The organism is Streptomyces sp. NBC_01294 (assembly GCF_035917235.1).
GTDB classification, from domain to species: domain Bacteria; phylum Actinomycetota; class Actinomycetes; order Streptomycetales; family Streptomycetaceae; genus Streptomyces; species Streptomyces caledonius.
In genome coordinates this window covers 4,648,337-4,671,621 of sequence record NZ_CP108423.1, presented here as the reverse complement: position 1 = coordinate 4,671,621, position 23,285 = coordinate 4,648,337, and the positions used below count along the sequence as shown (strand labels likewise).

19 protein-coding genes and 2 pseudogenes are annotated in these 23,285 nt (G+C 70.9%); 12 read left to right on the top strand and 9 right to left on the bottom strand.

The window, feature by feature from the left end:
• Positions 1–65: 65 nt before the first annotated feature.
• The 5 genes and pseudogenes from OG534_RS21220 to OG534_RS21200 all read right to left on the bottom strand — a co-directional run.
• Positions 66–368: pseudogene (locus tag OG534_RS21220) on the bottom strand (transposase); the annotation flags it as partial.
• Between the two features lie 34 nt (positions 369–402).
• Positions 403–729, bottom strand: coding sequence for a hypothetical protein (locus OG534_RS21215; RefSeq protein WP_326589813.1), 327 nt, complete (start codon positions 727–729; stop codon positions 403–405).
• A 4-nt stretch (positions 730–733) separates the two neighbouring features.
• Complete coding sequence (locus OG534_RS21210) at positions 734–2,848, bottom strand: tyrosine-type recombinase/integrase (protein WP_326589812.1); 2,115 nt, start codon at positions 2,846–2,848, stop codon at positions 734–736.
• A 226-nt stretch (positions 2,849–3,074) separates the two neighbouring features.
• A complete protein-coding gene (locus tag OG534_RS21205; RefSeq protein ID WP_326589810.1) occupies positions 3,075–4,145 on the bottom strand; it encodes a tyrosine-type recombinase/integrase in 1,071 nt (356 codons plus the stop codon).
• A gap of 76 nt (positions 4,146–4,221) precedes the next feature.
• Positions 4,222–4,451, bottom strand: a pseudogene (locus OG534_RS21200) (transposase); the annotation flags it as partial.
• Between the two features lie 106 nt (positions 4,452–4,557).
• Between OG534_RS21200 and OG534_RS21195 the strand changes: the two are divergent.
• The 4 genes from OG534_RS21195 to OG534_RS21180 all read left to right on the top strand — a co-directional run bounded on the left by OG534_RS21195 (position 4,558) and on the right by OG534_RS21180 (position 9,219).
• On the top strand, positions 4,558–4,968 hold the full coding sequence (locus tag OG534_RS21195; RefSeq protein ID WP_326589807.1) for a RidA family protein: 411 nt from the start codon (positions 4,558–4,560) through the stop codon (positions 4,966–4,968).
• Between the two features lie 93 nt (positions 4,969–5,061).
• The gene (locus OG534_RS21190; RefSeq protein ID WP_326589806.1) at positions 5,062–5,694 is read left to right on the top strand and encodes a hypothetical protein; all 633 of its coding nucleotides are present in this window, start codon (positions 5,062–5,064) and stop codon (positions 5,692–5,694) included.
• 122 nt (positions 5,695–5,816) lie between these two features.
• A complete protein-coding gene (locus OG534_RS21185) occupies positions 5,817–6,602 on the top strand; it encodes an SDR family oxidoreductase (RefSeq protein ID WP_326589805.1) in 786 nt (261 codons plus the stop codon).
• A 40-nt stretch (positions 6,603–6,642) separates the two neighbouring features.
• A complete protein-coding gene (locus OG534_RS21180) occupies positions 6,643–9,219 on the top strand; it encodes a bifunctional FO biosynthesis protein CofGH (protein ID WP_326589803.1) in 2,577 nt (858 codons plus the stop codon).
• Between the two features lie 47 nt (positions 9,220–9,266).
• On the opposite strand, the gene OG534_RS21175 is transcribed toward OG534_RS21180, so the two are convergent.
• Positions 9,267–10,352: a tyrosine-protein phosphatase gene (locus tag OG534_RS21175; RefSeq protein ID WP_326589802.1), complete on the bottom strand. Its 1,086-nt coding sequence runs from the start codon at positions 10,350–10,352 to the stop codon at positions 9,267–9,269.
• Between the two features lie 247 nt (positions 10,353–10,599).
• Here OG534_RS21175 and OG534_RS21170 point away from each other — a divergent pair, with 247 nt between their 5' ends.
• The 8 genes from OG534_RS21170 to OG534_RS21135 all read left to right on the top strand — a co-directional run bounded on the left by OG534_RS21170 (position 10,600) and on the right by OG534_RS21135 (position 20,319).
• Positions 10,600–11,964 (top strand): ADP-ribosylglycohydrolase family protein, encoded by a 1,365-nt coding sequence (locus OG534_RS21170; protein ID WP_326589801.1) that lies wholly within the window; start codon positions 10,600–10,602, stop codon positions 11,962–11,964.
• Between the two features lie 196 nt (positions 11,965–12,160).
• Positions 12,161–13,609, top strand: coding sequence for a glycosyltransferase family 2 protein (locus OG534_RS21165; protein WP_326589800.1), 1,449 nt, complete (start codon positions 12,161–12,163; stop codon positions 13,607–13,609).
• 11 nt (positions 13,610–13,620) lie between these two features.
• On the top strand, positions 13,621–14,790 hold the full coding sequence (locus OG534_RS21160) for a glycoside hydrolase family 113 (RefSeq protein ID WP_326589799.1): 1,170 nt from the start codon (positions 13,621–13,623) through the stop codon (positions 14,788–14,790).
• An 80-nt stretch (positions 14,791–14,870) separates the two neighbouring features.
• Complete coding sequence (locus OG534_RS21155) at positions 14,871–16,001, top strand: NDP-sugar synthase (protein WP_326589798.1); 1,131 nt, start codon at positions 14,871–14,873, stop codon at positions 15,999–16,001.
• On the top strand, positions 15,985–18,144 hold the full coding sequence (locus tag OG534_RS21150; protein WP_326589796.1) for an acyltransferase family protein: 2,160 nt from the start codon (positions 15,985–15,987) through the stop codon (positions 18,142–18,144). Before OG534_RS21155 ends, OG534_RS21150 begins: the two co-directional genes overlap by 17 nt.
• A 76-nt stretch (positions 18,145–18,220) precedes the next feature.
• A complete protein-coding gene (locus OG534_RS21145; RefSeq protein ID WP_326589795.1) occupies positions 18,221–19,081 on the top strand; it encodes an LLM class F420-dependent oxidoreductase in 861 nt (286 codons plus the stop codon).
• Between the two features lie 65 nt (positions 19,082–19,146).
• Complete coding sequence (locus OG534_RS21140) at positions 19,147–19,827, top strand: hypothetical protein (RefSeq protein ID WP_326589794.1); 681 nt, start codon at positions 19,147–19,149, stop codon at positions 19,825–19,827.
• 87 nt (positions 19,828–19,914) lie between these two features.
• Positions 19,915–20,319, top strand: coding sequence for a VOC family protein (locus OG534_RS21135; protein WP_326589793.1), 405 nt, complete (start codon positions 19,915–19,917; stop codon positions 20,317–20,319).
• Positions 20,320–20,323: 4 nt separating this feature from the next.
• Here the strand turns inward: OG534_RS21135 and OG534_RS21130 are convergent, their stop codons facing one another.
• The 3 genes from OG534_RS21130 to OG534_RS21120 all read right to left on the bottom strand — a co-directional run bounded on the left by OG534_RS21130 (position 20,324) and on the right by OG534_RS21120 (position 23,160).
• A complete protein-coding gene (locus OG534_RS21130) occupies positions 20,324–21,121 on the bottom strand; it encodes a bestrophin-like domain (protein WP_326589791.1) in 798 nt (265 codons plus the stop codon).
• 71 nt (positions 21,122–21,192) lie between these two features.
• A complete protein-coding gene (locus tag OG534_RS21125; protein ID WP_326589790.1) occupies positions 21,193–21,468 on the bottom strand; it encodes a hypothetical protein in 276 nt (91 codons plus the stop codon).
• 132 nt (positions 21,469–21,600) lie between these two features.
• Positions 21,601–23,160: an APC family permease gene (locus tag OG534_RS21120; protein WP_326589788.1), complete on the bottom strand. Its 1,560-nt coding sequence runs from the start codon at positions 23,158–23,160 to the stop codon at positions 21,601–21,603.
• Positions 23,161–23,285: the final 125 nt, after the last annotated feature.

The following is a 23,285-nucleotide window of genomic DNA, read 5'->3' as shown; positions in this document are numbered from 1 at the left end:
ACCGGGCGGGCTGCTGCCCAGATTTTCCGAACTCCCGGATTGCCCGGCCGAGTCCAGAGCAGCGGGCGCTTCGCGCCGTCGCGATCCTGGATGTTCGCGGCGACCACATGAACGGCCAGGAGCAGACCGAGGGTGTCGGTGACGATGAACCGCTTGCGGCCCTTGACCAACTTGCCCGCGTCGAAGCCCCTCGTGTCAGCCGGAACCGTATCGGCCGTGCGCACAGACTGCGGGTCGATCAGCCCCGCGCTCGGCTCGGCGTTCCTGCCGTCGGCCCGGCGGACCCGGCCGCGCAGAGCGTCGTGGACCCGCTCGACGGTGCCGTCGTCGTGCCACCAGGTGAAGTACCAGTACACCGTTGGCCAGGGCGTTCTGTGGAATCAGATTCGTCAAGCGCGGTGGTCAGTGAGCATGATCGGCGAGGTCGTCGAACAGTGGTGACGAGAGGAACTCGGTCCAGGGCCACGGAGGCGTGTCAGGAGCTTGGCGCCAGGTCAGATGCACCTGCGCGAAAGACGGGGCACCGTTGATACCGAACAGCACCTCGTCGCAGACCTCGCAGCGGGCCAGTGCGGTCACCGACTTCCCGAAGAGCGGATGCCCTTCGCCGACCTCGACGTGCAGTTGCCCTTCCAGCGAGGCCCTGACCCCCGCGTCGAGAATCTGCGTCCAGGGCTCGGGCAAGGGCAATGCCTCATGGTCGAGGAAGTGGTCATGGCTGGGTTCCATGGCCTCAGCATGTCTCACCGCCGGAGCACGGCCGGCCCCCGGCCTTGAGATCGACGATCGGTAGCAGCGTCGCGGTGGCCGGGACGCCGATCTGCCGTGGTGTCGGCCCGGCAGGGGTCGGGACATCGGTGAGCCGTTCGAGCAGTTGGTCCAGTGCGGCCTGGCCGTCGTCGACGGCGGCTCGTTCGTCGTCGGTGAGGGGGATGTTGGCCAGCATCTTCTGCAGGTTGTCCTTCGCTTCCAGCAGCTGGCCTTTGCTGGACTGCTTCGGGGTGTAGAAGTCGCAGCGTGCGCAGGCCATGCGGTGCTGGCATTGCTCGAAGAAGGTGTAGGTGCACCAGCCGTGGCCGAGGTCGTAGTACTGCCAGGGTTCGCCGCTGGCAGCGGCGCCGGAGGCGACCGCGTCACGGTCGACGAGGACTTCGATGGTGCGTACGTTTCTGGCGAAGTAGCCGGCGTCGTTGTAGGCCCTGGCCAGGGTGTTCGGGGTGAGCTTCGCGTAGTGCGTGGTGGCCTCGGGAGTTCGGTGGCCCAGCCATTCCTGCAGCTCGAAGAGGGTCATGGGCTCCTTGGCGTTGTAGAGCTGGCTGGCGATGGTGGACCGGGCCCGGTGGCTGGTGATGTTGCCGCGGACATCGGCGTTGGGGACGCCGGCCTTGCGGCAGAGCATCGGGATGATCGCCGTGTTGATGTAGTGCTTGGCGACCCGGCGGGCGCGGTGGGCGAACAGGAAGTCGGCGTACTCGTTGGTCTTGCGGTCGAGCATCGGCGGCTGAGCGGGTCTGACGGCCTGCCATGTTTCGATGGCTTGGCCCAGGAGTGGATCGACGGGTTTGGTGAACGCGGTGCCGGTCTTGTGGGTCGGCACGTCCAGCGTGCAGACGGCGTCGCGAGCGAGGACCTCTCCGGAGTCGCCGGGGATGGGCAGGCCGTCGTACTGCCAGCGGATGCAGCCCACCCGGAGGCGGGCGATCTCGTCGCTGCGTTGGCCGGCGAACAGCCAGGTCAGCGTGATGGCCCGGATCAGCTCGACGGGATAGGTACGGCCGTCCATGGTCGGCAGGTCGCCGGGCTCGAGGTTCAGGCCAGCCCAGAGCAGCTTGGCCCAGATGTCATCGGCGATCACCCGCGGGTCCGGGCCCATCAGGGCTCGGACGCTTCGTGGCGTTCTCAGGGCGTGGGCGGGGTCGAAGCGGCGCGGGATCAGTTCCCATTCGTGCAGGTCACGGAAGAATGCGCGGGGCACTTTGAGATAGCCGGACTTTGTCTGTGGCGTGAGCGGTTTGCCCAGGCGGTTCTGCGATTGCATGCCGTGGGTCCACTGGGAGAAGTCTCCGACGCTCATGCGGTCCACGGCTGCGACCCAGGACGCGCACGTCTGTCGGGTCCACTGGCCGGGCTCGGTGATCTCGGGGTGTTCGGCGGCCAGCCAGCGGCCGATTTTGGCGAGCACGCTGCGGTAGCCGCTGCGGATCTTCGGAGTCAGCGTCGATGTCGCGTACCAGTGCTCGACCGAAGCTGCCCAGGAAGCGGGGACGCCCTCCATCGCGGCCGGTCCGGCCTCGTGCCGTGACGGTGGCGGGTCCGCGTGGCCGAGCGCCGCGACCGCCCTCTGGAGGCCGTAGAAATCCTTGCCCCACTGGCCGCTCATCGCCGGATGGAGGCGCAGTGCGGCCAGGGCCTCGGTGGACAGGTCCTCCAGCAGCGGACTGCGGTTCAGCAGCAGCGTCTGGCAGATCACTGCGGCCATCTTGTCGGCGTCACGGCGATAGCCCCAGTCGGCCAGGACGGTGGAGATCCGCCCGACGGCATCGTCGACGGGATCGGCACCGAACACCCGGCTGGCCAGGGCCGGCCGCTGGAAGCGACCGAGCCGGTCGAAGGCGGCGAACTCGCCGAGCAGGTAGGCAAGAGCGATCACGAACGGCCGGGAGTTGGGGCCGATCTGCCCGCCCCACGAGCGTCGGAAGTCGGCGCCGCTGGTGTCCACCAGGTCCACCCAGTCACCCGTCGACCAGCCCCAGAAGGCCCGGCGAAGCTCGCCGCAGCGGATCAGTACCAGGCCGGCCGCGTCCCGAGCGAACCGCCGCTGGTGACGGTCGTCCGGTGGCCAGTGCATGCTGGCGAGAGCGTCCGCCAGCGGCCGCGCCAACCGCACGATCGGCCGCAGAGGCACCGCGTCGGGGCTGAGGCCGTCGCTCCGGAGCTGATCGATGCTGAGCGTCAGGAGTGTGTCCGCCTCGGCCTCCGTGAGCAGGCCGCGACGCGACGGTCATAGCGTGCAAGGTCGAGGGACCATGCCCAGGTCGGACGGCTTGTCGGCCCCGCCGTTCTCGGTTGTGCGGTCACTCGGCGACCGCCTCAGGGGCAAGGCCGCCTCGGGTGAGCATGTCCACGCGCCAGGAGTGGATCTGCTGCATGCCGCGGTTCAGTTTCTCCGCCAGGTCACGGCCCGAGAGATGAATGTAGGTCAGCGTTGACTCAGTGCTGCGGTGTCCGGCGAAGGAGGCGATGGCGTGCAGTTCCCAGCCCATCCTGGCCAGGTCGGTCAAGCACAGATGCCGAGTGGTATGGGTCGAGAACCGCGGCAGGTCGGCGGCGAGAGCGACACGCCTGATCACCTTCGACCACGTCCACAGGGTCAGCGGCTGGCCGTAGTTGCGGCGTGACTCGGACAAGAACAGCGGTCCGCGGGCCCGGCTGATCGTGGCCCGATGCGTGAGGTAGTCGGACAGCAGGACGCCGGTCGCCGCCGAGTAGGGAACGACGCGTTCGCGCCGGGTCTTCGTCGTCTCGGCCCGAATCCGGAGGGTCCGGTGAGCTGGGTCAAGGTCGTCGGTCCGCAGCGAGCACAGTTCCTCGCGACGCAAGGCCGCGTCATAGGCGAGAGCGAGCATGACCCGGTTGCGTACCGGCTCGTCACGTGCGACGGCCAGCAGGTCGAGCCACTGCTGTTCGCCCGGAATCCAAGGCAGCTTCGTAAGCCGGGGCACCAGGCCGCGCTGGTGGCCGCCGAAGTTCCTGCTGGGCGTGTAGCGACCCCGGCCGACCGGGTTCGACTCCCGAAGGCCTTCCTCGATGAGGTAGTCGTAGAACAGCCGAACCGGCACCAGCCTCTGCTGCAGCGTCGCATTCGCCAGACCAGCCCCGGAGTCCAGAACGACGACATTGCCTCCTCGACGGCTCGGCCGCGTGCTCAGCTCCTTCACGAACGCCGCCACGTGCAAACGCTTGGCGGCAACAGGATTGATCCCGTCCCGCTCACAGACCAGCAGGTACTCGGCCAGTCCCCGCGCGTACGCGTCGATCGTCCGCGGAGCACGACCCAGCTCCGTCCATACCTGCAGCCACTCGGCCGCCCGCTCATGCCGGCCCAGGACCGGCCACTTCTCCTCCAGCACCACCGCGCTGCCCAACGGATCTCCTCAGTACGTGGGGACGCCGCAGGATACGAGCTGCATCCTGCGGCGCGTGATTCCACGTAACTAATAGGAAGTCCTTGGGCAGCTGCCGCCAGGCGCACCCCGTGCGGACCACGTAGAAGATCGCGTCCACCATCCGCCGACGTGGGTGCTCCTCGCGTCGCCCGCCCTCGGCCCTCCCCGCGCCGGCGGCAGCAGCGGCTCCACCAGCGCCCACTGAGCGCCCGTCAGATTCGACGGGATACCCAGAGCCACCCACACAAGCACCAACGCCCCCACCAGCCCAGGGATACGGCAGATCTCCAACACGGTCTCAGCTTGTTCTATAACCTCAGGTTGCTGCGGAGTGCTTGCCGGTGGGGAAATTGCGGTGCGTGCCGGAACCACGCTGGGCAAACTCGCGGACATGACTGAGAAGATCACCCGCATCAACCCCGAGCAGCTGCATGAGACGCCCGGCTACCACCACATCACGGTGGTAGAGGCAGGGCGTACGGCCTACCTGGCGGGACAGTGCCCGCTTGATCGGAACGGTGACCTCGTCGGTGCCGGTTCCCTCGAGACGCAGGTCGACCAGGTGGTCGCGAACGCGCTCACTGCCCTGGCCGCGGCGAGTGCCCAGCCGCAACACGTAGTGCGGTCAGTGATCTACGTGCGGAGCGACGAGAGGGACATGCTCGGAGCCGCATGGCGTCGGCTCACCGACTCTGCCCTGGGGCCGGCATTCACCACCGCCAGCACGCTCTTGGGCGTTGCCCAGCTGGGCTTTCCCGGACAGCTCGTCGAGGTGGATCTCACCGTGGCGCTGCCTGACTGACTTCGAACGGCGTATCGATGGGTAGCCCAGCTGGGCGGGGCTTCGGCCGGGGCCGGGGGCGCGGGCTCGGGTGCGCCGTCTTCATCGGCTTCGGTGGCGGGTGCACCGTCGGCATCGGCCTCCGCGGCGGCCGCGGTCGTCACCGGCCGGTGGCTGACGGCCGACGAAGTGGTGGCGGCCGCGGTGCCGGACGCGGAGGTCCCGGGCTCGTACACCAACCCGGTCGGCATCCGGACGTTCCGCAAGCCGGACCCGCGGTTCAAGCCGCCGTCGGACCTCGCCTGCGGGCGCGTGCTCGACGCCGCGTACGCCGAGATGAACGTGAACACCGCCCCGACCGTGGCCGAGCAGACCTTCAACTGGAAGGACGACGCGTACGGGAGCAACTCGTACCTCGCCTCGTACAAGGCATCCGCCGCGCAGATCGTCTTCACCCTGCTCCGCGACGGCCTGACCACCTGCCGGTACTACGAGCAGGAGGGTCCGTCCGGGCTCCGGAAGAACACGGTGACCACCGTGCCCGCCCCGCCGCTCGGTGACGAGGCCGTGCAGTTCGAGATCTCGACGCCGACGGAGGCGGGCCGGCACGTGAGGCAGTACACGGTCGTCCGGACCGGGCACTGCGTCGTGACCTTCACCAAGAGCTCGGACGGTCACGTGGGGCAGGCCTTCCCGCCGGCCGTGATCGCACGGCAGATCACCCTGCTGGAGGAGGCCCAGCGCTGACGGGTGGCGGCACCCGACCCGATCGGCCGCCGGTCCCGGGCTCCCTGCGAGACCCTTCCCAACCCACACCGCCTCGCCTAGCCTGACGGACCGTCAGTTACGTCGCGTGCTGGAGGGCCGTCATGCTGCTGCAAGGGAAGACCGTCATCGTCTCCGGCGTCGGGGCCGGGCTCGGGCATCAGGTGGCCGCCGCCGTCGTCCGGGACGGCGGGAACGCCGTGCTCGGGGCGCGGACCGAGGCGAATCTGGCCAAGTCCGCCGCCGAGATCGACCCCGACGGGGTGCACACCGCCTACCGGGCCACCGACATCGGCGACGAGCGGCAGTGCGAGGCGCTCGCGGCGCTCGCGCGGGAGCGGTTCGGGGGTGTGGACGCCGTCGTGCACGTGGCCGCGTGGGACTCGTACTTCGGGGGGCTGGAGGACGCCGACTTCGGGACCTGGCAGCAGATCATCGACGTGAACCTGCTGGGGACCTTGAGGATGACTCGGGCCTGCCTGCCCGCGCTCAAGGAGGGTGGTGGAGGCTCGGTCGTGGTCATCGGGACGCAGTCCGCCGTCGCCGCGCCCAGTGAGGTGCATCAGGCCGCCTACGCCGCCTCCAAGGGGGCGCTGACTTCGGCCATGTACTCGATGGCCCGCGAGCTCGGCCCCCACCGGATCCGCGTCAACACCGTGCTGCCGGGATGGATGTGGGGGCCGCCCGTACAGGCCTTCGTCACCTTCACCGCCCATACGGAAGGCGTTCCCGAGGCCGAGGTGCACGCCCGCCTCACGCAGCGGATGGCGCTGCCCGACCTCGCCACCGACGGGGACGTGGCGGATGCCGCGGTGTTCTTCGCCTCCGACCGGGCGCGGGCGATAACCGGCCAGTCCCTGCTGGTCAACGCCGGTGAGCTGATGAGGTGAGCCGCACCACCGCCGGAACATCGGATCGTATGCTCGCCACATGACCACTCCGAGTGACGCTCCGACCGAAAACGCGATGCGCCGCGCGCTCCGGCGGGCGCGAGACGGCGTCGCGCTCGACGCGACCGAGGCGGCCGTGCTCCTCCAGGCGCGCGGCGAAGCCCTTCGCGACCTCGCCGCCTCCGCCGCACGGGTAAGGGACTCCGGGCTCGCCGCCGCAGGGCGGCCCGGAGTGATCACGTACTCGCGCAAGGTCTTCATTCCCCTCACCCGCCTGTGCCGCGACAAGTGTCACTACTGCACCTTCGTCACCGTCCCGGGCAAGCTCCGCAAGAGCGGCCACGGGATGTACCTCTCCCCCGACGAGGTCCTCGACATCGCCCGCCAGGGCGCCGCCATGGGCTGCAAGGAAGCCCTCTTCACCCTCGGCGACCGCCCCGAGGACCGCTGGCCCGAGGCCCGCGAATGGCTCGACGCGCACGGCTACGACGACACCCTCGCCTACGTGCGCGCCATGGCGATCCGGGTCCTGGAGGGGACCGGGCTGCTGCCGCACCTCAACCCCGGCGTCATGTCGTGGTCGGAGCTGCAGCGCCTGAAGCCGGTCGCGCCGAGCATGGGCATGATGCTGGAGACCACCGCCACCCGCCTGTGGTCCGAGCCCGGCGGCCCCCACCATGGCTCCCCCGACAAGGATCCGGCGGTGCGGCTGCGGGTGCTGGAGGACGCGGGCCGCTCCAACGTCCCCTTCACCACCGGCGTGCTGATCGGGATCGGCGAGTCCTGCGAGGAGCGGGCCGAGGCCTTCTTCGAGCTCCGGCGGATCCAGCGTGCCTACCACGGCATCCAGGAGGTCATCGTCCAGAACTTCCGCGCCAAGCCGGACACCGCCATGCGCGGCATGCCGGACGCGGAGCTGGAGGAGCTGGCCGCCGCCATCGCCGTCGCCCGCCACATCCTGGGCCCGAGCGCCCGGATCCAGGCCCCGCCGAACCTGGTGGACGCCGAGTACGCCCTGCTCATCGGGGCGGGCATCGACGACTGGGGCGGGGTCTCGCCGCTGACCCCCGACCACGTCAACCCCGAGCGTCCCTGGCCGCACATCGAGGAGCTGGCCGAGCGCACCGCCGCCGCCGGCTTCGAGCTGCGCGAACGCCTCACCATCTACCCGGAGTTCCTGCAGCGCGGCGAGCCCTGGCTGGACCCCCGCCTGCTGCCGCACGTACGGGCGCTGGTGGACGGCGGGACCGGGCTGGCGGACGAGTCCGCGAAGGTCGAGGGGCGGCCCTGGCAGGAGCCGGACGAGGGCTTCGCCGCGTACGGGCGCACCGATCTGCACGCCACCATCGACACCGAGGGCCGCACCGGCGACCGCCGCGACGACTTCGACGAGGTGTACGGCGACTGGGAGGCCCTGCGGGAGGCGGCGGCTCCGGGGATGGTGGCCGAGCGCATCGACACCGACGTACGGGGCGCCCTCGCGCAGGCCGCGGACGATCCGACGAAGCTGACCGACGCGCAGGCGCTCGCGCTGCTGCACGCGGACGGGCCGGCCCTGGACGCGCTGTGCCGGATCGCCGACGACCTGCGCAAGTCGGTCGTGGGCGACGACGTCACCTACATCGTCACGCGGAACATCAACTTCACCAACGTCTGCTACACCGGCTGCCGCTTCTGCGCCTTCGCGCAGCGGCGCACGGACGCCGACGCGTACACGCTGTCGCTGGACCAGGTCGCCGACCGGGCCGCCCAGGCGTGGGACGTCGGCGCGGTCGAGGTGTGCATGCAGGGCGGCATCCACCCGGACCTGCCCGGGACGGCGTACTTCGACATCGCGCGCGCGGTGAAGCAGCGGGTCCCCGGCATGCACGTGCACGCCTTCTCGCCGATGGAGGTCGTCAACGGCGCCACGCGTACGGGGATGTCCGTACGGGACTGGCTGACGGCGGCCAAGGAGGCCGGCCTGGACTCGATCCCGGGCACGGCGGCGGAGATCCTCGACGACGAGGTCCGCTGGATCCTGACCAAGGGCAAGCTGCCGACGGCGGACTGGATCGACGTGGTCACCACCGCGCACGAGCTCGGGATCCGCTCCTCGTCCACGATGATGTACGGGCACGTGGACCAGCCGCGGCACTGGCTCGGCCACTTCCGCACGCTGGCCCGGATCCAGGAACGGACGGGCGGCTTCACCGAGTTCGTGACGCTGCCGTTCATCCACACCAACGCGCCGGTGTACCTGGCGGGCATCTCCCGGCCCGGTCCGACGGTCCGCGACAACCGCGCGGTGACGGCGATGGCCCGGATCCTGCTCCACCCGCACATCCCCAACATCCAGACAAGCTGGGTGAAGCTGGGCGCGGAGGGCGCGGCCGAGATGCTCCGGTCCGGGGCGAACGACCTCGGCGGGACGCTGATGGAGGAGACCATCTCCCGGATGGCGGGGTCGAGTTACGGCTCGTACAAGTCGGTGCAGGACCTGATCGCCGTCGCCGAGGCGGCCGGGCGGCCGGCGAAGGCCCGTACGACGCTGTACGGGGAGGTGTCGCAGGAGCGGCAGGACGCGGCCCGCGCCTCGGACGGTCACCTGCCGGAGCTGCTTCCCGTACTGGACTGAGCGCCGGCGGAGGGGAGCCGCGCCGGGCTCCCCTCCGTCCGGGCCGGTCAGCCGACGAGCAGGTCCTTCTTGAGCTGCTTCAGCTCGCGGGCGTCGATGCCGAGGCCGTCCTTCAGGTAGCGGTCGAAGGAGCCGTACTTCGCCTTGGCCTCGTCGTAGCCGGAGTTCAGGTACTCGGGGCGCACGTCGAGCAGCGGCTTGTAGACGGCGGCCTGCTGGGCGGGCAGGTGGGAGAGGATCGCGTCGTTGGCGGCCCTGCGGTAGTCGTTGCTGGCCAGGTAGTCGGCCATGACGGTCTCGTCCGGGACGCCGAGGGCGGTCAGCAGGGAGGCGTTGGCCCAGCCGGTGCGGTCCTTGCCGGCGGTGCAGTGGAAGAGGACGGAGCGGCGGTGGTCATTGCGTATCCCGTCGAAGACCTGGGTGTACGCCTTCTTGCCGCCGCCGCCGCTGACCATGGCCTTCTCGGCGTCGACCATGGCCTTGACCGCCTCGTCGGGGGTCTTCGGCAGGGTCTGGAAGGAGCCGGAGCCGGCGAAGACGTCGGCGACGACGTAGGCGGCGCCGGCCGGGACCTTGTCAGCGTCCTTGGTGCGCTCGTCCTCCATCCTCAGGTCGAAGACGGTCTTGACGCGCAGGCGCTCCAGCTTGGCCAGGTCGTTCGCGGTCAGCTTGTTCAGGGCGTCGGAGCGGTAGATCTCGCCCATCTTGACCCACTGGCCGGTGGTGGTGCGGTAGCCGCCTGCGTCGCGGAAGTTGACGGCGCCGTCCAGCTTGACCAGGCGGTCGGCGAGGCGCAGGCTCCCGCCGCGCTCCGGCTTGAAGTCGAACCACTGGCGGTCGGCGGCGGGCAGTCCCGTGACCACGGCCCGGCCTTCGGCGCCGCCCTTGGCGACGACCTTGCCGTTCGCCTTGATCTCCACCCGCTTGGTGCCCCGGGCCTTCCACCGCAGGGTGAAGGAACCGTCGGCGCCGGCGGTGACGGTGGCCTCGGTGAACGGGATGGCGGAGCGGTCGCCCCGGTGACCGGCCCACGGGAGGTGGTCCAGGCCGGAGGCGGTGGCGGCGGGGGCCACGACCAGGGAAGCGGTGAGTGCGGCGGCGACGGCGGTCGCGGCGAGGAGAGCCTTCTTCATGCCGTGAGGCTCAGTGGCCGCGGAGAACGTCGGATGAACGAGGCGTGGCCGAAATCGACCACCCCGAAGACAAGTGGCAAAACGTGCCATCGGCCAGGTCGCGGCTGGAACTGTTCGCATTCTGGTCGATCTCCGCCCACTTACCGGCCTCTTGGCGAACCACTTCCGGATTCGATCGAATGTGTCCACTACAGTGCGGATTTCGCATGCGCGGCGGGTACGAGTCAGCAAGGGCGCGGTGCCGGGGGTGGACGAAGTGATCGGTGCGAACGACACGATGGGCGGAGCGGGCGGCCCCGGCACGGGCGGCGGCGCGCCCGCGGAACCGGCGGGCGCCGCGGACCTTGCGGGCCGCACCGGACCCACGGCACCCGCACCCGCGGCGGGACCCGCACCAACGGCCGGACCCGCGGCCACAGCCGCAGCGGCAGCCGCCGCGACAGCGGCATCCGCAGCCCCCACCGCCACCCCCACCGGCGGGCACCGCACCCTCGGCCGGAGCGTCATCACCGGCCTCTGGGGCCGCGCCGAGCAGCAGGACTTCCGCAGCCGCGTCCGCGGGGCCCTCCTCGGCTCCGCCCTCGGCGACGCACTCGGCGCCCCCCTGGCCGGCCTCTCCCTCGACGCCATCCGGGCGGCCCACGGCCCGGAGGGTCCGACCGGGCCCGCGCCCGCCCACGGCCGCCGCGGCGGGGTCACCGCGGCCACCCAGCTCACCCTTTTCACCGTGGACGGGCTGATACGGGCCCACGTACGCCGGGACACCGGAGCCTGGCACCCGCCCACCGACCTCCACCGCGCATACCGGCGCTGGGCCGCCACCCAGCACGACTGGGGCCCGGACGAGCGCCGCAAGGACAACGGCTGGCTCGCGCAGGAGGAGTGGCTCTACGCCCGCCGCGGTCCCGAGCGCGCCTGTCTGACCGGCTTCGCCGACGACGTGCTCGGCACCCTGGAGCAGCCGAAGAACCCCACCGCGCGCGACGCGGCCGCCGCCTCCCGCTCGGCCCCCTTCGGGCTGCTGGTCGGCTGGGAGCCCGCGCTGGTCCTCCAGCTCACCGTCGAATGCGCCGCGCAGAGCCACGGCCACCCCGCCGCCTCGTTCTCGGCCGGCGCCCTGGCGGTCATCGTCCACGGCCTGACCCGCGGCGACTCCCTCGACTCCGCCGTCCAGCGCACCCTGGGCATGCTGGGCGCGCGCCCCGGCCACCAGCCCGTCACCGACGCCCTCCAGCGCGCCCTGGCCGCGGTCACCCAGGGCCAGCCCGGCGCCGAGGCCGTCGAGGCCCTCGCCCCGAGCGGGGGTGATGCCGAACACGTCCTCGCCGTCGCCGTCTACTGCGCCCTGGTCGCGGAGGACATTTCGCACGGCCTGCGCCTCGCCGTCAACCACGGCGGCGACTCCGCCGCCGCGGGCGCCCTGTGCGGGGCGCTGCTCGGCGCCCTCCACGGCGAGACCGCCCTCCCGGCCGCCTGGCTCGCCGAACTCGAAGGCCGGGCCACGCTGCTGGAGATCTCCGACGACTTCGCCCTGGAGATGACCCAGGGGCCGACCCTCCACAGCCCCGCCCGTTCCGCCCCCGGCTGGCTCACGAGATATCCCCCGCTTTAGCCGCGCCTCCGGTCAATAGCCCAATAGCGGCCCCTAGTAAGACCTTACGGACTTCGGGGCGATTCCATCCATGCCACCTCGCACGCGAGTTCGTGATAAAACGATCGGCACACAAGTGAGTCGATTCGTCGCAACGGGGCGGCTGAATGCGACGGCGACATTCCTTGACAGATAAACGCATGACCGGGCGGAGTTCATGACCACCTCCACACAGCACGTCGCGGCGCCCGGAACCCGACGCGCCGGCAGGCTGATGAAGCGTCAGGCCGCGTGGAAGCCCAGTCTGCTCCCGTTCTTCGTCACGGGCATAGCCGCCTACATCGTCTCGTCCTGGCTCTACTACGACGAGAACACCCTCATGGGATGGGCCGTCACCATCCTCTGGACCCTCCCCGTCGCCAGCTCCGTCGTCGGCATCGTCGGCGCCGTGCTGACGCGCCGCCGCATCAAGCGCCAGCGCGACTGGGCACCCCCGGAGCCGGTGACCCAGGACCGCCTGATCGTGCTCGTGCCCACCATCGGACGCCACGACACCTACCCCGCCCTCGAACGCTCGGTCCTGTCGTACTGCGAGTTCATGCCCTCCTGGTTCGGCGACCTGCGCATCGAAGTGCTGACGGAGGAGGGCTGCGAGGCCGCCGAGCGCATCGACGCGCTCGCCGCCACGCACCCCCTGATCCGCGTGGTCACCGTCCCGAAGGCGTACAAGACGCCGAACGGCACGCGGTTCAAGGCCCGCGCCAACCACTACTCGCACGAACTGCGCATCGCCGAGGGCGAGGCCCTGGACGACGTCTGGGTGCTGCACATGGACGACGACACCGGCGTGGGCCCCGACACCGCCCAGCAGGTGGCCCGGTTCATCAACGCCCAGCGCCGGGCCGGCGACGACGCCAAGCACCTGGCCCAGGGGATGCTCACCTATCCCCGCGAGAACGCCGTCAACCGCCTCACCTGGCTCGCCGACGCCATCCGCCCCGCCGACGACATCGCGCGCTTCGCCGTCCTCACCGGCGGCGGCACCCCGCTCGTCGGCCTCCACGGCGAACTGCTGCTGATCCGCTCCTCCATCGAGGCGACCATCGGCTGGGACTTCGGCCCCGACTCCATCTGCGAGGACGCCCACCTCGCCCTGGTCTTCTCCAGCCGGTACAAGGGCCGCAGCGACTGGTTCTCCGGCCGCAGTTACGGCGCCTCGCCCTCCAACATGCGGGACTTCCTCAAGCAGCGCGAGCGGTGGTCCTGGGGCCTGGTCGGCCTCGCCTTCAACAAGACGCTGCCGCGCCACTCCCGCGCCCTGCTGATGTACAGCGTGACCACGTGGGTCATCGGCCCCTTCCAGCACGTCGCCGTGGTCCTCGCGGCCGGCGCGCTGATGGGCGACATCAACACCTCGCCCGTCAGCCCCTGGATCCTGCCGCTGTGGGCCATCACCATGGGCTACGCCGTGTGGATGTACTGGGAGGGGCTGAAGATCAACGCCTCCGTGTCGGCCAACGGCCGCCGCCTGTGGTGGGAGCCGCCGGCCGTGCTCCTGCTCATGCCCTTCTTCGCCATCTGGGAGGCGTGCGGCTCGTTCAAGGGCCTGCTGCGCTACCTGCGCGGAACCGAGAACCAGTTCGTCGTCATCGCGAAGCCGGCCTGATGAGAGCAGCCATGCGCCCTTCCCCGTACGTCCGCTCCACGTCCCGCGTCGCCGGTCTCGTCGCCGTCGTCGCCCTGGCCCTCTCCTCCTGCGGACTCCTCGACGACCCGGCGGCCGCGCCCGGGACCGAGGGCTCCGGCTCCTCCCGGGCCTCCGCACCGGCGTCCGCGCCCGCCTCCGTGCCGCAGGTCACCAAGCCGTGGAAGGAGGGCGATCCGGAACTGGGCGTCCAGGTCCTCTGGTACGCGGATCCGGCCGAGAAGGACAGCACCGTGCGGACGAAGGCCCGCAAGATCGTCGACTACGTCGTCGGCCGGGACATGAACTCCGTCTCGGTGTCCTTCCCCTTCGTCACCAAGGGCGTCACGTCCAGCAAGGTCGAGGCCGGACCGATCACACCGAGCACCGCCCACCTGGCCATCCTGCTCGACGAGGCCGCGGCCAGCGGGCTGCGCCTGACCGTGCGTCCGCTGCTCGACGAGCAGACGATCATGGCGCAGGACCGGCTCGCCTGGCGCGGCAAGATCAAGCCCGCCGACCCGGCCGCATGGTTCGCCTCGTACCAGCAGTTCCTCAAGCCGTACCTGGAGCTCTCGGCCCAGCACAAGGTGAAGACCTTCGTGATCGGGACGGAGCTCTCCTCCCTGGAGAACGACGCCCGCTGGAAGGGCGTCATCGACACCGCGCAGCAGTCCTTCCCCGGTGAGATCACCTACGCGGTCAACTGGGACATGTACGTCGAGCGCGACCTCACGATGCCGGTCAAGGCCGCCGGCGTGGACGCGTACTTCCCGCTCAAGGAGCTCAAGGACGACGCGCCGGTCAGCGCGATCGTCGACGGCTGGCAGAAGTGGCTCGACAAGAAGAAGGGCCCGGCGGGGCCCGGCAAGGTCCTGCTGTACGAGGTCGGCGCACCGGCCGAGAACGGCGCCTACGGGCATCCCGGCGCCTGGGCGGGCAAGACCGCTCCCCTCAACCTCCAGGTCCAGAAGAACTGGTTCGACGCCGTCTGCCAGGTGGCCCGCGCCCGCGGCATGTCCGGCCTGTACTGGTGGAAGCTCGACTTCCACCAGGACCCGGCCGCGTTCGACGCGCAGGCGGACTCCCACGACTCCTTCCTGGGCCGGCCGGCCGAGGAATCCGTCACCACCTGCTTCCGGCAGTGGTCGGGCCTCAACTGAGGCGCCGCGCTCAAGGCCTCCCTCCCTCCCCTCATTCCTTTCATTCCTTTCATTCCTTTCCGCTCCATAGGAATCAGCACATGAACGAAGCGATCCTCCTGGTCGGCGGCAAGGGCACCCGGCTGCAGCCGCTCACCCTGAGCAGGCCGAAGCCGATGGTGTCCGTGGCCGGCGTCCCGTTCCTCGCCCATCTCGTCGCCCGGGCCCGCGCGGCCGGCATCGAGCGCCTCGTCATGGCCACCTCCTACCTCCCCGAGACCTTCCGCGCGTACTTCGGCGACGGCTCCGCCTTCGGCCTGCGCCTCGAATACGTCACCGAGACCGACCCGCTGGGCACCGGCGGCGCGATCCGCAACGCGGCGCGGCTGCTCACCGGCGGCCCCGACAGCCCGGTGGCCGTGCTCAACGGCGACATCCTGAGCGGCACGGACATCTCCCTGCTCGTCGAGCGGCACCGCGCGGCGGACGCCGACGTGACCCTGCACCTCACCCGCGTGGACGACCCGCGCGCCTACGGCCTGGTCCCGACCGGTCCCGACGGCCGGGTCCTGCGGTTCCTGGAGAAGCCCACCACCGCGGCCGACATCGTCACCGACCAGATCAACGCCGGCTGCTACGTCTTCCGCCGCTCCGTCATCGACGCCATCCCCGCCGGACGGCCCGTCTCCGTCGAACGCGAGACGTTCCCCGCCCTGCTGGCCTCGAACGCCCGGGTCCTGGGGATCACCGACGACGCGTACTGGCTGGACCTGGGCACGCCGGAGGCCCTCGTACGCGGCTCCGCCGACCTCGTCCTCGGCCGGGTCGCCTCGCCCGCCCTGCCCGGACCCTGCGGTGAGGCACTGCTGCTCGAAGGCGCCCGGGTCGCCCCCGGCGCGACGGTGGCCGGCGGCAGCACCATCGGCCCGGGCGCCACCGTGCACGCCGGCGCCCACGTCAGCGGGAGCATCCTGCTCGACGGCGCGGTCGTGGAGGCCGGGGCCGTCGTGCGCGACAGCGTCATCGGGGCCGGAGCCGTCATCGGCGCGGGCACGGTGCTGGACTGCGCGGTCATCGGCGACCGTGCCCGGGTCGGCAGCGGCAACGAGCTGCGGACCGGCCTGCGCCTGTGGAACGGCGCCGTCCTCGCCCCGGACTCGGTCCGCTTCTCGCCGGACCCGCGTACATCGATCCCCGCCCAGAGCGGAGTGCAGCATGCAGCGGCCCTCTGACGACCGCGCGGTGGACGAAACGTTCCAGCTGCGCGTGGTGCAGCAGCCGCACCCCTACGCCGACAACGAGTGGACCCGCCACCAGGCCCCGCGGCCCCCGGCCGCGGAATGGTTCGACGACCAGTACGCCGAGCCCGTGACGGCCCCCGCCTCCGTACCGGTCACCGCCTCCGTACCGGTCACCGTCGCCGCACCCGTCGCCGCATCCGCGCCCGCGCCCGCTGCCGCCACCGCTCCCCTTCCCGCCACCGCCCGTCGCTTCGCCGCGGTCGACGGACTGCGCGGCATCGCGATCATCTCCATCCTGCTGTACCACACGAGCTGGTTCGCCAACGGACTCTTCGGCGTCGACGCCTTCTTCGTCCTCTCCGGCTTCCTGGTCACCCTGCTCCTCGTCCGCGAGGTGGAGCACTCCGGCCGCATCCGCCTCTTCCGCTTCTACAAGCGGCGTTTCAAGCGCCTGATCCCCGGCCTCCTGGTGGTCCTCACCGCCGTGGTCGCGCTGACCTACCTGCTGGGCACCCTGCGCGAGGCGAAGACCGTCTCCCAGCAGGCCGTCACCTCCCTGTTCCAGTACGCCAACTGGGCCCAGCTCGCGAACGGCAGTGCCTACTGGGAGGGCAACGGCACGATCGACCCGCTCGCCGCCATGTGGTCGTTGAGCGTCACCGAGCAGTTCTACGTCGTCTGGCCGCTCGTGCTGGCCGCCCTCCTCTTCGTCTGCCGCCGCCGCATCGCGGCCGTGACCGTCTTCGTGGTCCTGCTCTTCGCCGCCTCCGCGGCCGTCGCCCCCCTGCTCTTCACCGGGACGAACACCGACGCGCTGTACCTGAGCACCCACTCACGGGCCGTCGCCTTCATGGCGGGCGCCGCCGCCGCGTGCATCGTCCACCTCGTCCACCGCAGGGCCGCGCAGCGCGACCACGCCCCGGAGACGGCCGGTACGTCCGGTGCGGCCGCGCCGTCCGGCGGCGCACTCACCACGCTCCTGACCGCGACCGGAATCCTCGCCCTCGTCGCCGTCATCGTCCTGAGCGTCCTGGTCGACAGCTACCACAAGCCCTGGCTGTACCAGGGCGGACTGGCCGTCGTCGCCGCCCTGATCGCCCTGCTCGCGAGCGTGCTCTGCACGGACCGGGGCCCCCTGGTCAAGCTGCTCTCCGGGAAGATCATCACCGAGATCGGCCAGCTCTCGTACAGCATCTACCTGCTGCACCTGCCGATCTACTGGCTGCTCCAGAAAGGCCAGCCCGACATCAAGCCCTGGGCCCTGCTGATCGTGGGCGGCGGCCTGACCTGGTTCCTCTCGCTGCTGCTCCACTACGTCGTCACCGAACGCCTGCGGCTGCGCGACTGGCAGCCGCTGCGCGCGGTCCCGGTCCTCGCCGTCACCTGCCTCGCCGTCACCGCCGGCGCGTACTACCTGCCGGCCGTCACCGAGCAGGGCATGCGGCCCGACGGCAAGCCGCTCGTCGTCACGGCCGGCGACTCGCTCGCCAACGACCTCGCCACCGCGCTGAGCGGGCACGGAAAGGGCTTCGCGGTCATCGACGGCGGCATCGCCGGCTGCGGCCTGATGGGCGCGGACCGGGTCAAGGACCGCCAGAACCTCGTCGTCGAGAACTCCGACGAGTGCCGCAGGTCCGTCGAGACCTGGGCCGGCCTGCTCAGGGAGCACCAGCCGCAGAGCGTGGTCGTCCACGTCGGCTGGGACGCGACCCTGCAGGACATCAAGGGCGACGGGGTGTGGATGTCCCCCTGCGACGCGGGCTTCCGCAGCCGCTACACAGAACGCCTCAAGGCCGCGGTGGACCAGTGGCGCGAGGCGGGTCCGGAGGTGTCGATCCTGCTGATGAACGAGCGCACCGGAACCGGCGCCACCACCCCCGAGTGGGCGCGCTGCTTCAACGCCGTCGTCGGCCAGTACGTCGCCCGGGCCAACCTGCCGCAGCTCAAGCTGGTGGACTTCGCCGGGTACCTGTGCCCCGACGGCGGCCCGTGCCGGGAGAAGACGCCGCGCGGCAAGCGCATGTACCCGAAGGGCGACGACGTCCACCTGACGCCGGACGGCATGGCGTACGTCGCCCCGTGGCTGGAAGGGGAGCTGCGCAAGGCGGGCGGCGGGCAGGCGAAGTCGCCCTGACGCCTGACGCCCCCTCAACATTCGTGGGTCCAGCCCGTACCGTTGCGGGTCCCACGTCTCGGAGGTGCCAGAACACATGCGGATCGCCACGACCATCTTCCTCACCGACCGCACCGTCTCCCCCGTGCGCCTGGCCCGCAGCCTGGAGGAGCGCGGGTTCTCCGGCCTCTACCTGCCGGAGCACACCCACATCCCGGTCGACCGCGTCACCGCCGCCCCCATGGGCGGCGAGCTCCCCGAGATGTACGGACGCACCCTCGACCCCTTCGTGGCCCTCGGCCAGGCCTCCGCCGTGACCGAGCGGCTCCAGCTCGGCACCGGCATCACGCTGGTCTCCCAGCATGACCCGATCGACCTGGCGAAGCAGGTCGCCACCCTGGACCACCTCTCCCACGGCCGCTTCACGCTGGGCATCGGCTACGGCTGGAACGTCGAGGAGGCCGCCGACCACGGCGTCGACTGGCGCACCCGCCGCGAACTGGTCCGCGACCGGATGGCCCTGATGCGCGCCCTGTGGGCCCCCGAGCCCACGGCGTACGTCGGCCAGTACTCCTCCGTCCAGGCCAGCAGCGCCTACCCCAAGCCGGTCCAGGCCCCGCGCGAACTCGGCCCCGGCGCCCCCCTGTACGGCCCCCGCACCCTGATCGGCGGCGCGGCCGGCCCGAAGCTCTTCGCCGCCATCGCCGACCACGCCGACGGCTGGCTCCCGATCGGCGGTGGCGGCCTCGGCGAGTCCCTGCCGGTGCTGCGCCAGGTCTGGGAGACCGCCGGGCGCGACCCGAAATCCCTCCAGGTGGTGCCGTACGCCGTCCGGCCCACCCCCGGCAAGCTCAGCCACTACGCCGACCTCGGCATCGAGGAGGTCGTCCTGCAGCTCCCGTCGGCGTCGAAGCCCGAAGTGCTGCGCACCCTGGACGACTTCGCCCAGTACCTCTGACCGGGCCCGCGCGGCCGCCTGCGTAGGCTGGGCAGCACTGCACGCGGGGCTCGGAGGAGAGCGACATGGACACGGCCCGGATACCCGGACGCATGGGCGAGCCGTCCCCGACGGGGGCCCGGCGTCTACGGAACTCCCTCTTCTGGGCCGTGCTCATCGCGGGGGCGGGCACCCTGGGCGGCCTCATCTCGCAGTTCCCGTACGGCATGTTGTACGTCGGCGTCGTCGTCATCCTCGCCGCGGCGGGGCTCGGGGCGGCCGTCGCCGGCTCGAACTGGAACCGGGCCGGAGCCGCGGCCATCGTGGGCTTCGGGACGATGGCGCTCGGCATCTTCGCCGGGATCAACCTGAACGAGTCGTACCTCAAGCTGCTCGGCGAGCGGACGGACGCGGTGGTGCTGGAGTCCCGCCAGTACACCAACTTCAAGGGCGACGACCGGTTCTTCTGCCGTGTGGTCGACACCTCGGGCGAGCGCCACGAACTCGACCACATCCAGAACTGCTACGCCGACGTCGAGCCGGGCGGGCACGTCGTCCTCTTCAAGGACCGGCTCGGCGGCCTCGACCCCTGGATGGAGACCACCGACAGCCGCGCCCTCGACCCGCTGGCCCTGGGCATCACCGGCGGCCTCTTCCTCCTCATCGGCGGCACGATGTTCACCGCGGGCCAGCGCCGCCGCACGGACCGGGACCTCTACGACGAGCACCGCCGCAAGCACGGCCCGCCGTGGCGCTCGCGGCAATAGGCCACGAGGGCGGCCGCGTCCTGGGAGCTGATCGCGCGCGCCACCCGGCCCCGGGCGGCTCCACCGCCGTTCCGTACGCTGCCGTGCATGATCGATTCGCGTACCCACGTCCGTGTCGCCCGGCCCTCGCTCGATCTGGAGGCCGCCGAGCGGTTCTACGTCGACGGGCTCGGGCTGGAGGTGCAGTGGCGGAGCAGCGGGAGCGTGCCCGGGGAGCACGACCTGCTGATGGTCGGGCCGGCCGGGGGCGGGTGGCACTTCGAGCTCACCCGTGACGCCTCGAACCCGGTCCTGCCCGCGCCCACCGTCGACGACCTGTTCGTGCTCTACCTCGGCGAGGCGCCCGACGAGGCCTTGGTCCGGCGCCTCGCCGAGCACGGCGGGACCCGCGTCGCGTCGCACAACCCGTACTGGGACGAGTACGGCGTCACCGTCGCCGACCCCGACGGCTACCGGCTCGTGCTCTGCTCCCGCACCTGGGGCCGGGCCTGAGGCGTCACGGGCCGGCGGCCCAGAACTGTGCCAGGGCCGCCTCCTTGTACGGCGCCGGGCTCACGCTCAGGTCGCCCGCGAAGGGGCGGTCCAGTGCCACCACCAGGAGCAGGCTGAAGCCGATCAGCCCGGCCACCGCCGACACGAAGAGCAGCTGCATCTTCAGGCTGCGCAGCCCGAACAGAAAGGTGAGCGGGACCATCACGAACGCGCCCCCGTACACCAGCACCTGCAGCAGGACCGGCAGCGAGGTCTCGGCCATCGTGATGCGCGCGCGGCGCTGCGCGGCGACGTCGTTGAGGCGGGTGACCGCCTCGGCGTAGAAGGTCTCGGCCCGGACGCCCTTCGGCTCGTACGCCTGGAGGGCCTGGTACAGGGCGTGGGTCTGCGCCCCGGTCGCGTCGTAGCTCGGCCGCCCCTCGCGCATCAGGGGCCACTGCACCTCGACGACGGCGTGCGCGTACGCGCTCACCGCCTCGTGCACCTTCGCCCGGTCGGCCGGGGGGAAGGCGTCGGCGCTGCGCACGACGAGGGCCAGGTCGGTGGCCTCGGCGGCGACGATGTTCTGGGTGTTCTCCAGCTGCGTCCAGAGCGTGACGACGACGAAGGCGAGGATGATCCCGTAGATCGCGCCGAACATGCCGAGCGCGACCCCGACCATCTCGTTGTGGTCCCCCTGGGCCAGGTGCGGGAAGCGGCGCCGGGCCGCCAGGCTGCCGGCCACGGCGAGGGCGGTGAGACCGCCCACGAGGAGGACGGCGATGACGAACGTGCTGAGGTGATTGAGCAACCAGAGGATCATGCGCTGCTCAACGAGCGCGCTCGCCCCTCAGCCCCGCCTCCCGGGCGTCGGCGTAGTGGCGACTCGCTCCGTCACTCGACCTTCGGGGGCTTGGGGAGGTTGCCCAGAGCCGAGTCGGCGCCCTTCGTGGCGGCCCCCGCGGAGCCGACCGCCGAGGTGGTCACCTTGACCGCCGTCTGCGCGTCCTGGACGGTCTGGGCCGGGTGGTCGACGATGTCGACGACGCGCTGGGCGACCGGGGGCGTCTGACCGGCCGGCCCGTCGGCGTGCGCGGCGACGGGGGTGAGGACGAGTGCGGCGCCGCCGGAGACGACCAGGGCGGCGAGGGTGCGCTTCATGGCGTTCATGCCCCTCCCAACGACCCCGCCGCGCCCCGGGTCACCACCGGCGCCCGACTTTGAACGCCCGCGGCCCCGGATCGGGGGATCGATCCGGGGCCGCGGGGATGACTCGGCGGGTGGGGCTGGCAGGGGGAGGCGTCAGTCCTCGACCACCAGGGCCGGGGTGGACTTCGTCAGGACCTGGCCGCGGAAGAAGGCGGGGCTGCGGCGCTCGGTGACGAACATGATCACCAGGCCGAGGGCCAGCAGGCCGACGCCGATGACGAAGACGCTGCCGACGCCGAGGACGGTGGAGCCGGAGCCGTAGGCCGGGTCCAACATGTCGTAAAGGGTCTTGAAGAAGACCGCGGCCAGCAGCAGTCCGCCCAGGACCGGGAAGACGCCCTTGAAGAAGAGGTCACGGGAGGAGCGGCGCAGCTCGCCGCGGAAGTACCAGGCGCAGGCGAAGGCGGTCAGCGAGTAGTAGAAGCAGATCATCAGGCCGAGCGCGAAGATCGTGTCGGTCAGGACGTTCTCGCTGACCAGGGTCATCACGGTGTAGAAGGCACCGGTGGCGGCGCCCGCCATGATCGTGGCGCGGCCCGGGGTCTTGAACTTCGGGTGGACCTTGGCGTAGGAGGGCGGCAGGGCCTCGTAGGCCGACATGGCGAGGACCGTGCGGGCCACCGGGATGAAGGTGGTCTGCAGGGACGCCGCGGCGGAGGCCAGGACGGCCACGAAGAGCAGGATGCCGAGCACCGGTCCCATCACGGGGCCGGCGAGGGCCGCGAAGACGTTGCCGGAGGTCTCCTCGTTGGCGAGGCCGAGGCCTTCGCCGCCCGCGCCGACGGCCATCTGGGCGGCGACGCCGGTGGCGAGGTAGGAGCCGACCAGGACGACCATCGCGATGAGGGAGGCGCGGCCCGGGGTCTTCGTGGAGCCGGTGGTCTCCTCGTTGGTGGCCAGGCACGCGTCCCAGCCCCAGTACATGAAGATCGAGAGCGAGAGTCCGGCGGTGAAGGCCGCCATGGACTCGACCGCGAAGGGGTTCATCCAGGACCAGGAGAAGTCCAGGCCGGTGTCGAAGGTTCCGGCGGAGGCCTTCTGGAAGGCCATGGCGACGAAGACGGCGAGCACGACGAGCTGGAGGCCGACCAGCGCGTACTGGACGCCCTTGGTCGCCGTCATGCCGCGGTAGCTGATGGCGGTCGCGACGGCGATCAGGGTCAGGCAGGTGGCGATGTGGACGAGCTTGTTGTCGTCCAGGGCGGCGATCGACGGATTGTTCGTGATCTCGCCGGCCAGCAGCCAGAAGTAGGAGGTGGCGACGCCCGCGAGGTTGGAGAGCACGATGATCGTGGCGATCACCAGGCCCCAGCCGCACATCCAGCCGATCCGCGGGCCGAAGGCCTTGACGGTCCAGGTGAAGGAGGTGCCGCAGTCCGGCATGGCCTTGTTGAGCTCGCGGTACGCGAAGGCGACCAGGAGCATCGGCAGGAAGCCGGCGAGGAAGATCGCGGGCATCTGCATGCCGACTTCACCGGCGGTGGAGCCGAGCGTCGAGGTCAGGCAGTAGACGGGGGCGACGGTGGAGATGCCGATGACGGCGCTTCCCACCAGGCCGACGGACCCCTTTCCGAGGCCCTTGCCGCGAACGTCGCCCTCGGCGACGCCGCTTACCGTGTCTCCGGCCTGAGGCCGAACGTCCAGCTGAGTCATGAGTCAGGACGTTAGATGCTGCGCATTCCACATCTGGAGGATCGGAGTCCGGCAGGACAACCCCGGGAGCGCCTTGGAATCTTGAGGCCTGAGCAGTTCATGAGCACGTAATACAAGGTTCACTT

Coding starts and splice junctions, on each gene's coding strand:
- OG534_RS21215 (WP_326589813.1), bottom strand. CDS start 729: ATGGAACCCAGCCATGACCACTTCCTCGACCATGAGGCATTGCCCTTG.
- OG534_RS21210 (WP_326589812.1), bottom strand. CDS start 2,848: ATGCACTGGCCACCGGACGACCGTCACCAGCGGCGGTTCGCTCGGGAC.
- OG534_RS21195 (WP_326589807.1), top strand. CDS start 4,558: ATGACTGAGAAGATCACCCGCATCAACCCCGAGCAGCTGCATGAGACG.
- OG534_RS21185 (WP_326589805.1), top strand. CDS start 5,817: ATGCTGCTGCAAGGGAAGACCGTCATCGTCTCCGGCGTCGGGGCCGGG.
- OG534_RS21180 (WP_326589803.1), top strand. CDS start 6,643: ATGACCACTCCGAGTGACGCTCCGACCGAAAACGCGATGCGCCGCGCG.
- OG534_RS21175 (WP_326589802.1), bottom strand. CDS start 10,352: ATGAAGAAGGCTCTCCTCGCCGCGACCGCCGTCGCCGCCGCACTCACC.
- OG534_RS21165 (WP_326589800.1), top strand. CDS start 12,161: ATGACCACCTCCACACAGCACGTCGCGGCGCCCGGAACCCGACGCGCC.
- OG534_RS21160 (WP_326589799.1), top strand. CDS start 13,621: ATGCGCCCTTCCCCGTACGTCCGCTCCACGTCCCGCGTCGCCGGTCTC.
- OG534_RS21155 (WP_326589798.1), top strand. CDS start 14,871: ATGAACGAAGCGATCCTCCTGGTCGGCGGCAAGGGCACCCGGCTGCAG.
- OG534_RS21150 (WP_326589796.1), top strand. CDS start 15,985: ATGCAGCGGCCCTCTGACGACCGCGCGGTGGACGAAACGTTCCAGCTG.
- OG534_RS21145 (WP_326589795.1), top strand. CDS start 18,221: ATGCGGATCGCCACGACCATCTTCCTCACCGACCGCACCGTCTCCCCC.
- OG534_RS21140 (WP_326589794.1), top strand. CDS start 19,147: ATGGACACGGCCCGGATACCCGGACGCATGGGCGAGCCGTCCCCGACG.
- OG534_RS21135 (WP_326589793.1), top strand. CDS start 19,915: ATGATCGATTCGCGTACCCACGTCCGTGTCGCCCGGCCCTCGCTCGAT.
- OG534_RS21130 (WP_326589791.1), bottom strand. CDS start 21,121: ATGATCCTCTGGTTGCTCAATCACCTCAGCACGTTCGTCATCGCCGTC.
- OG534_RS21125 (WP_326589790.1), bottom strand. CDS start 21,468: ATGAACGCCATGAAGCGCACCCTCGCCGCCCTGGTCGTCTCCGGCGGC.
- OG534_RS21120 (WP_326589788.1), bottom strand. CDS start 23,160: ATGACTCAGCTGGACGTTCGGCCTCAGGCCGGAGACACGGTAAGCGGC.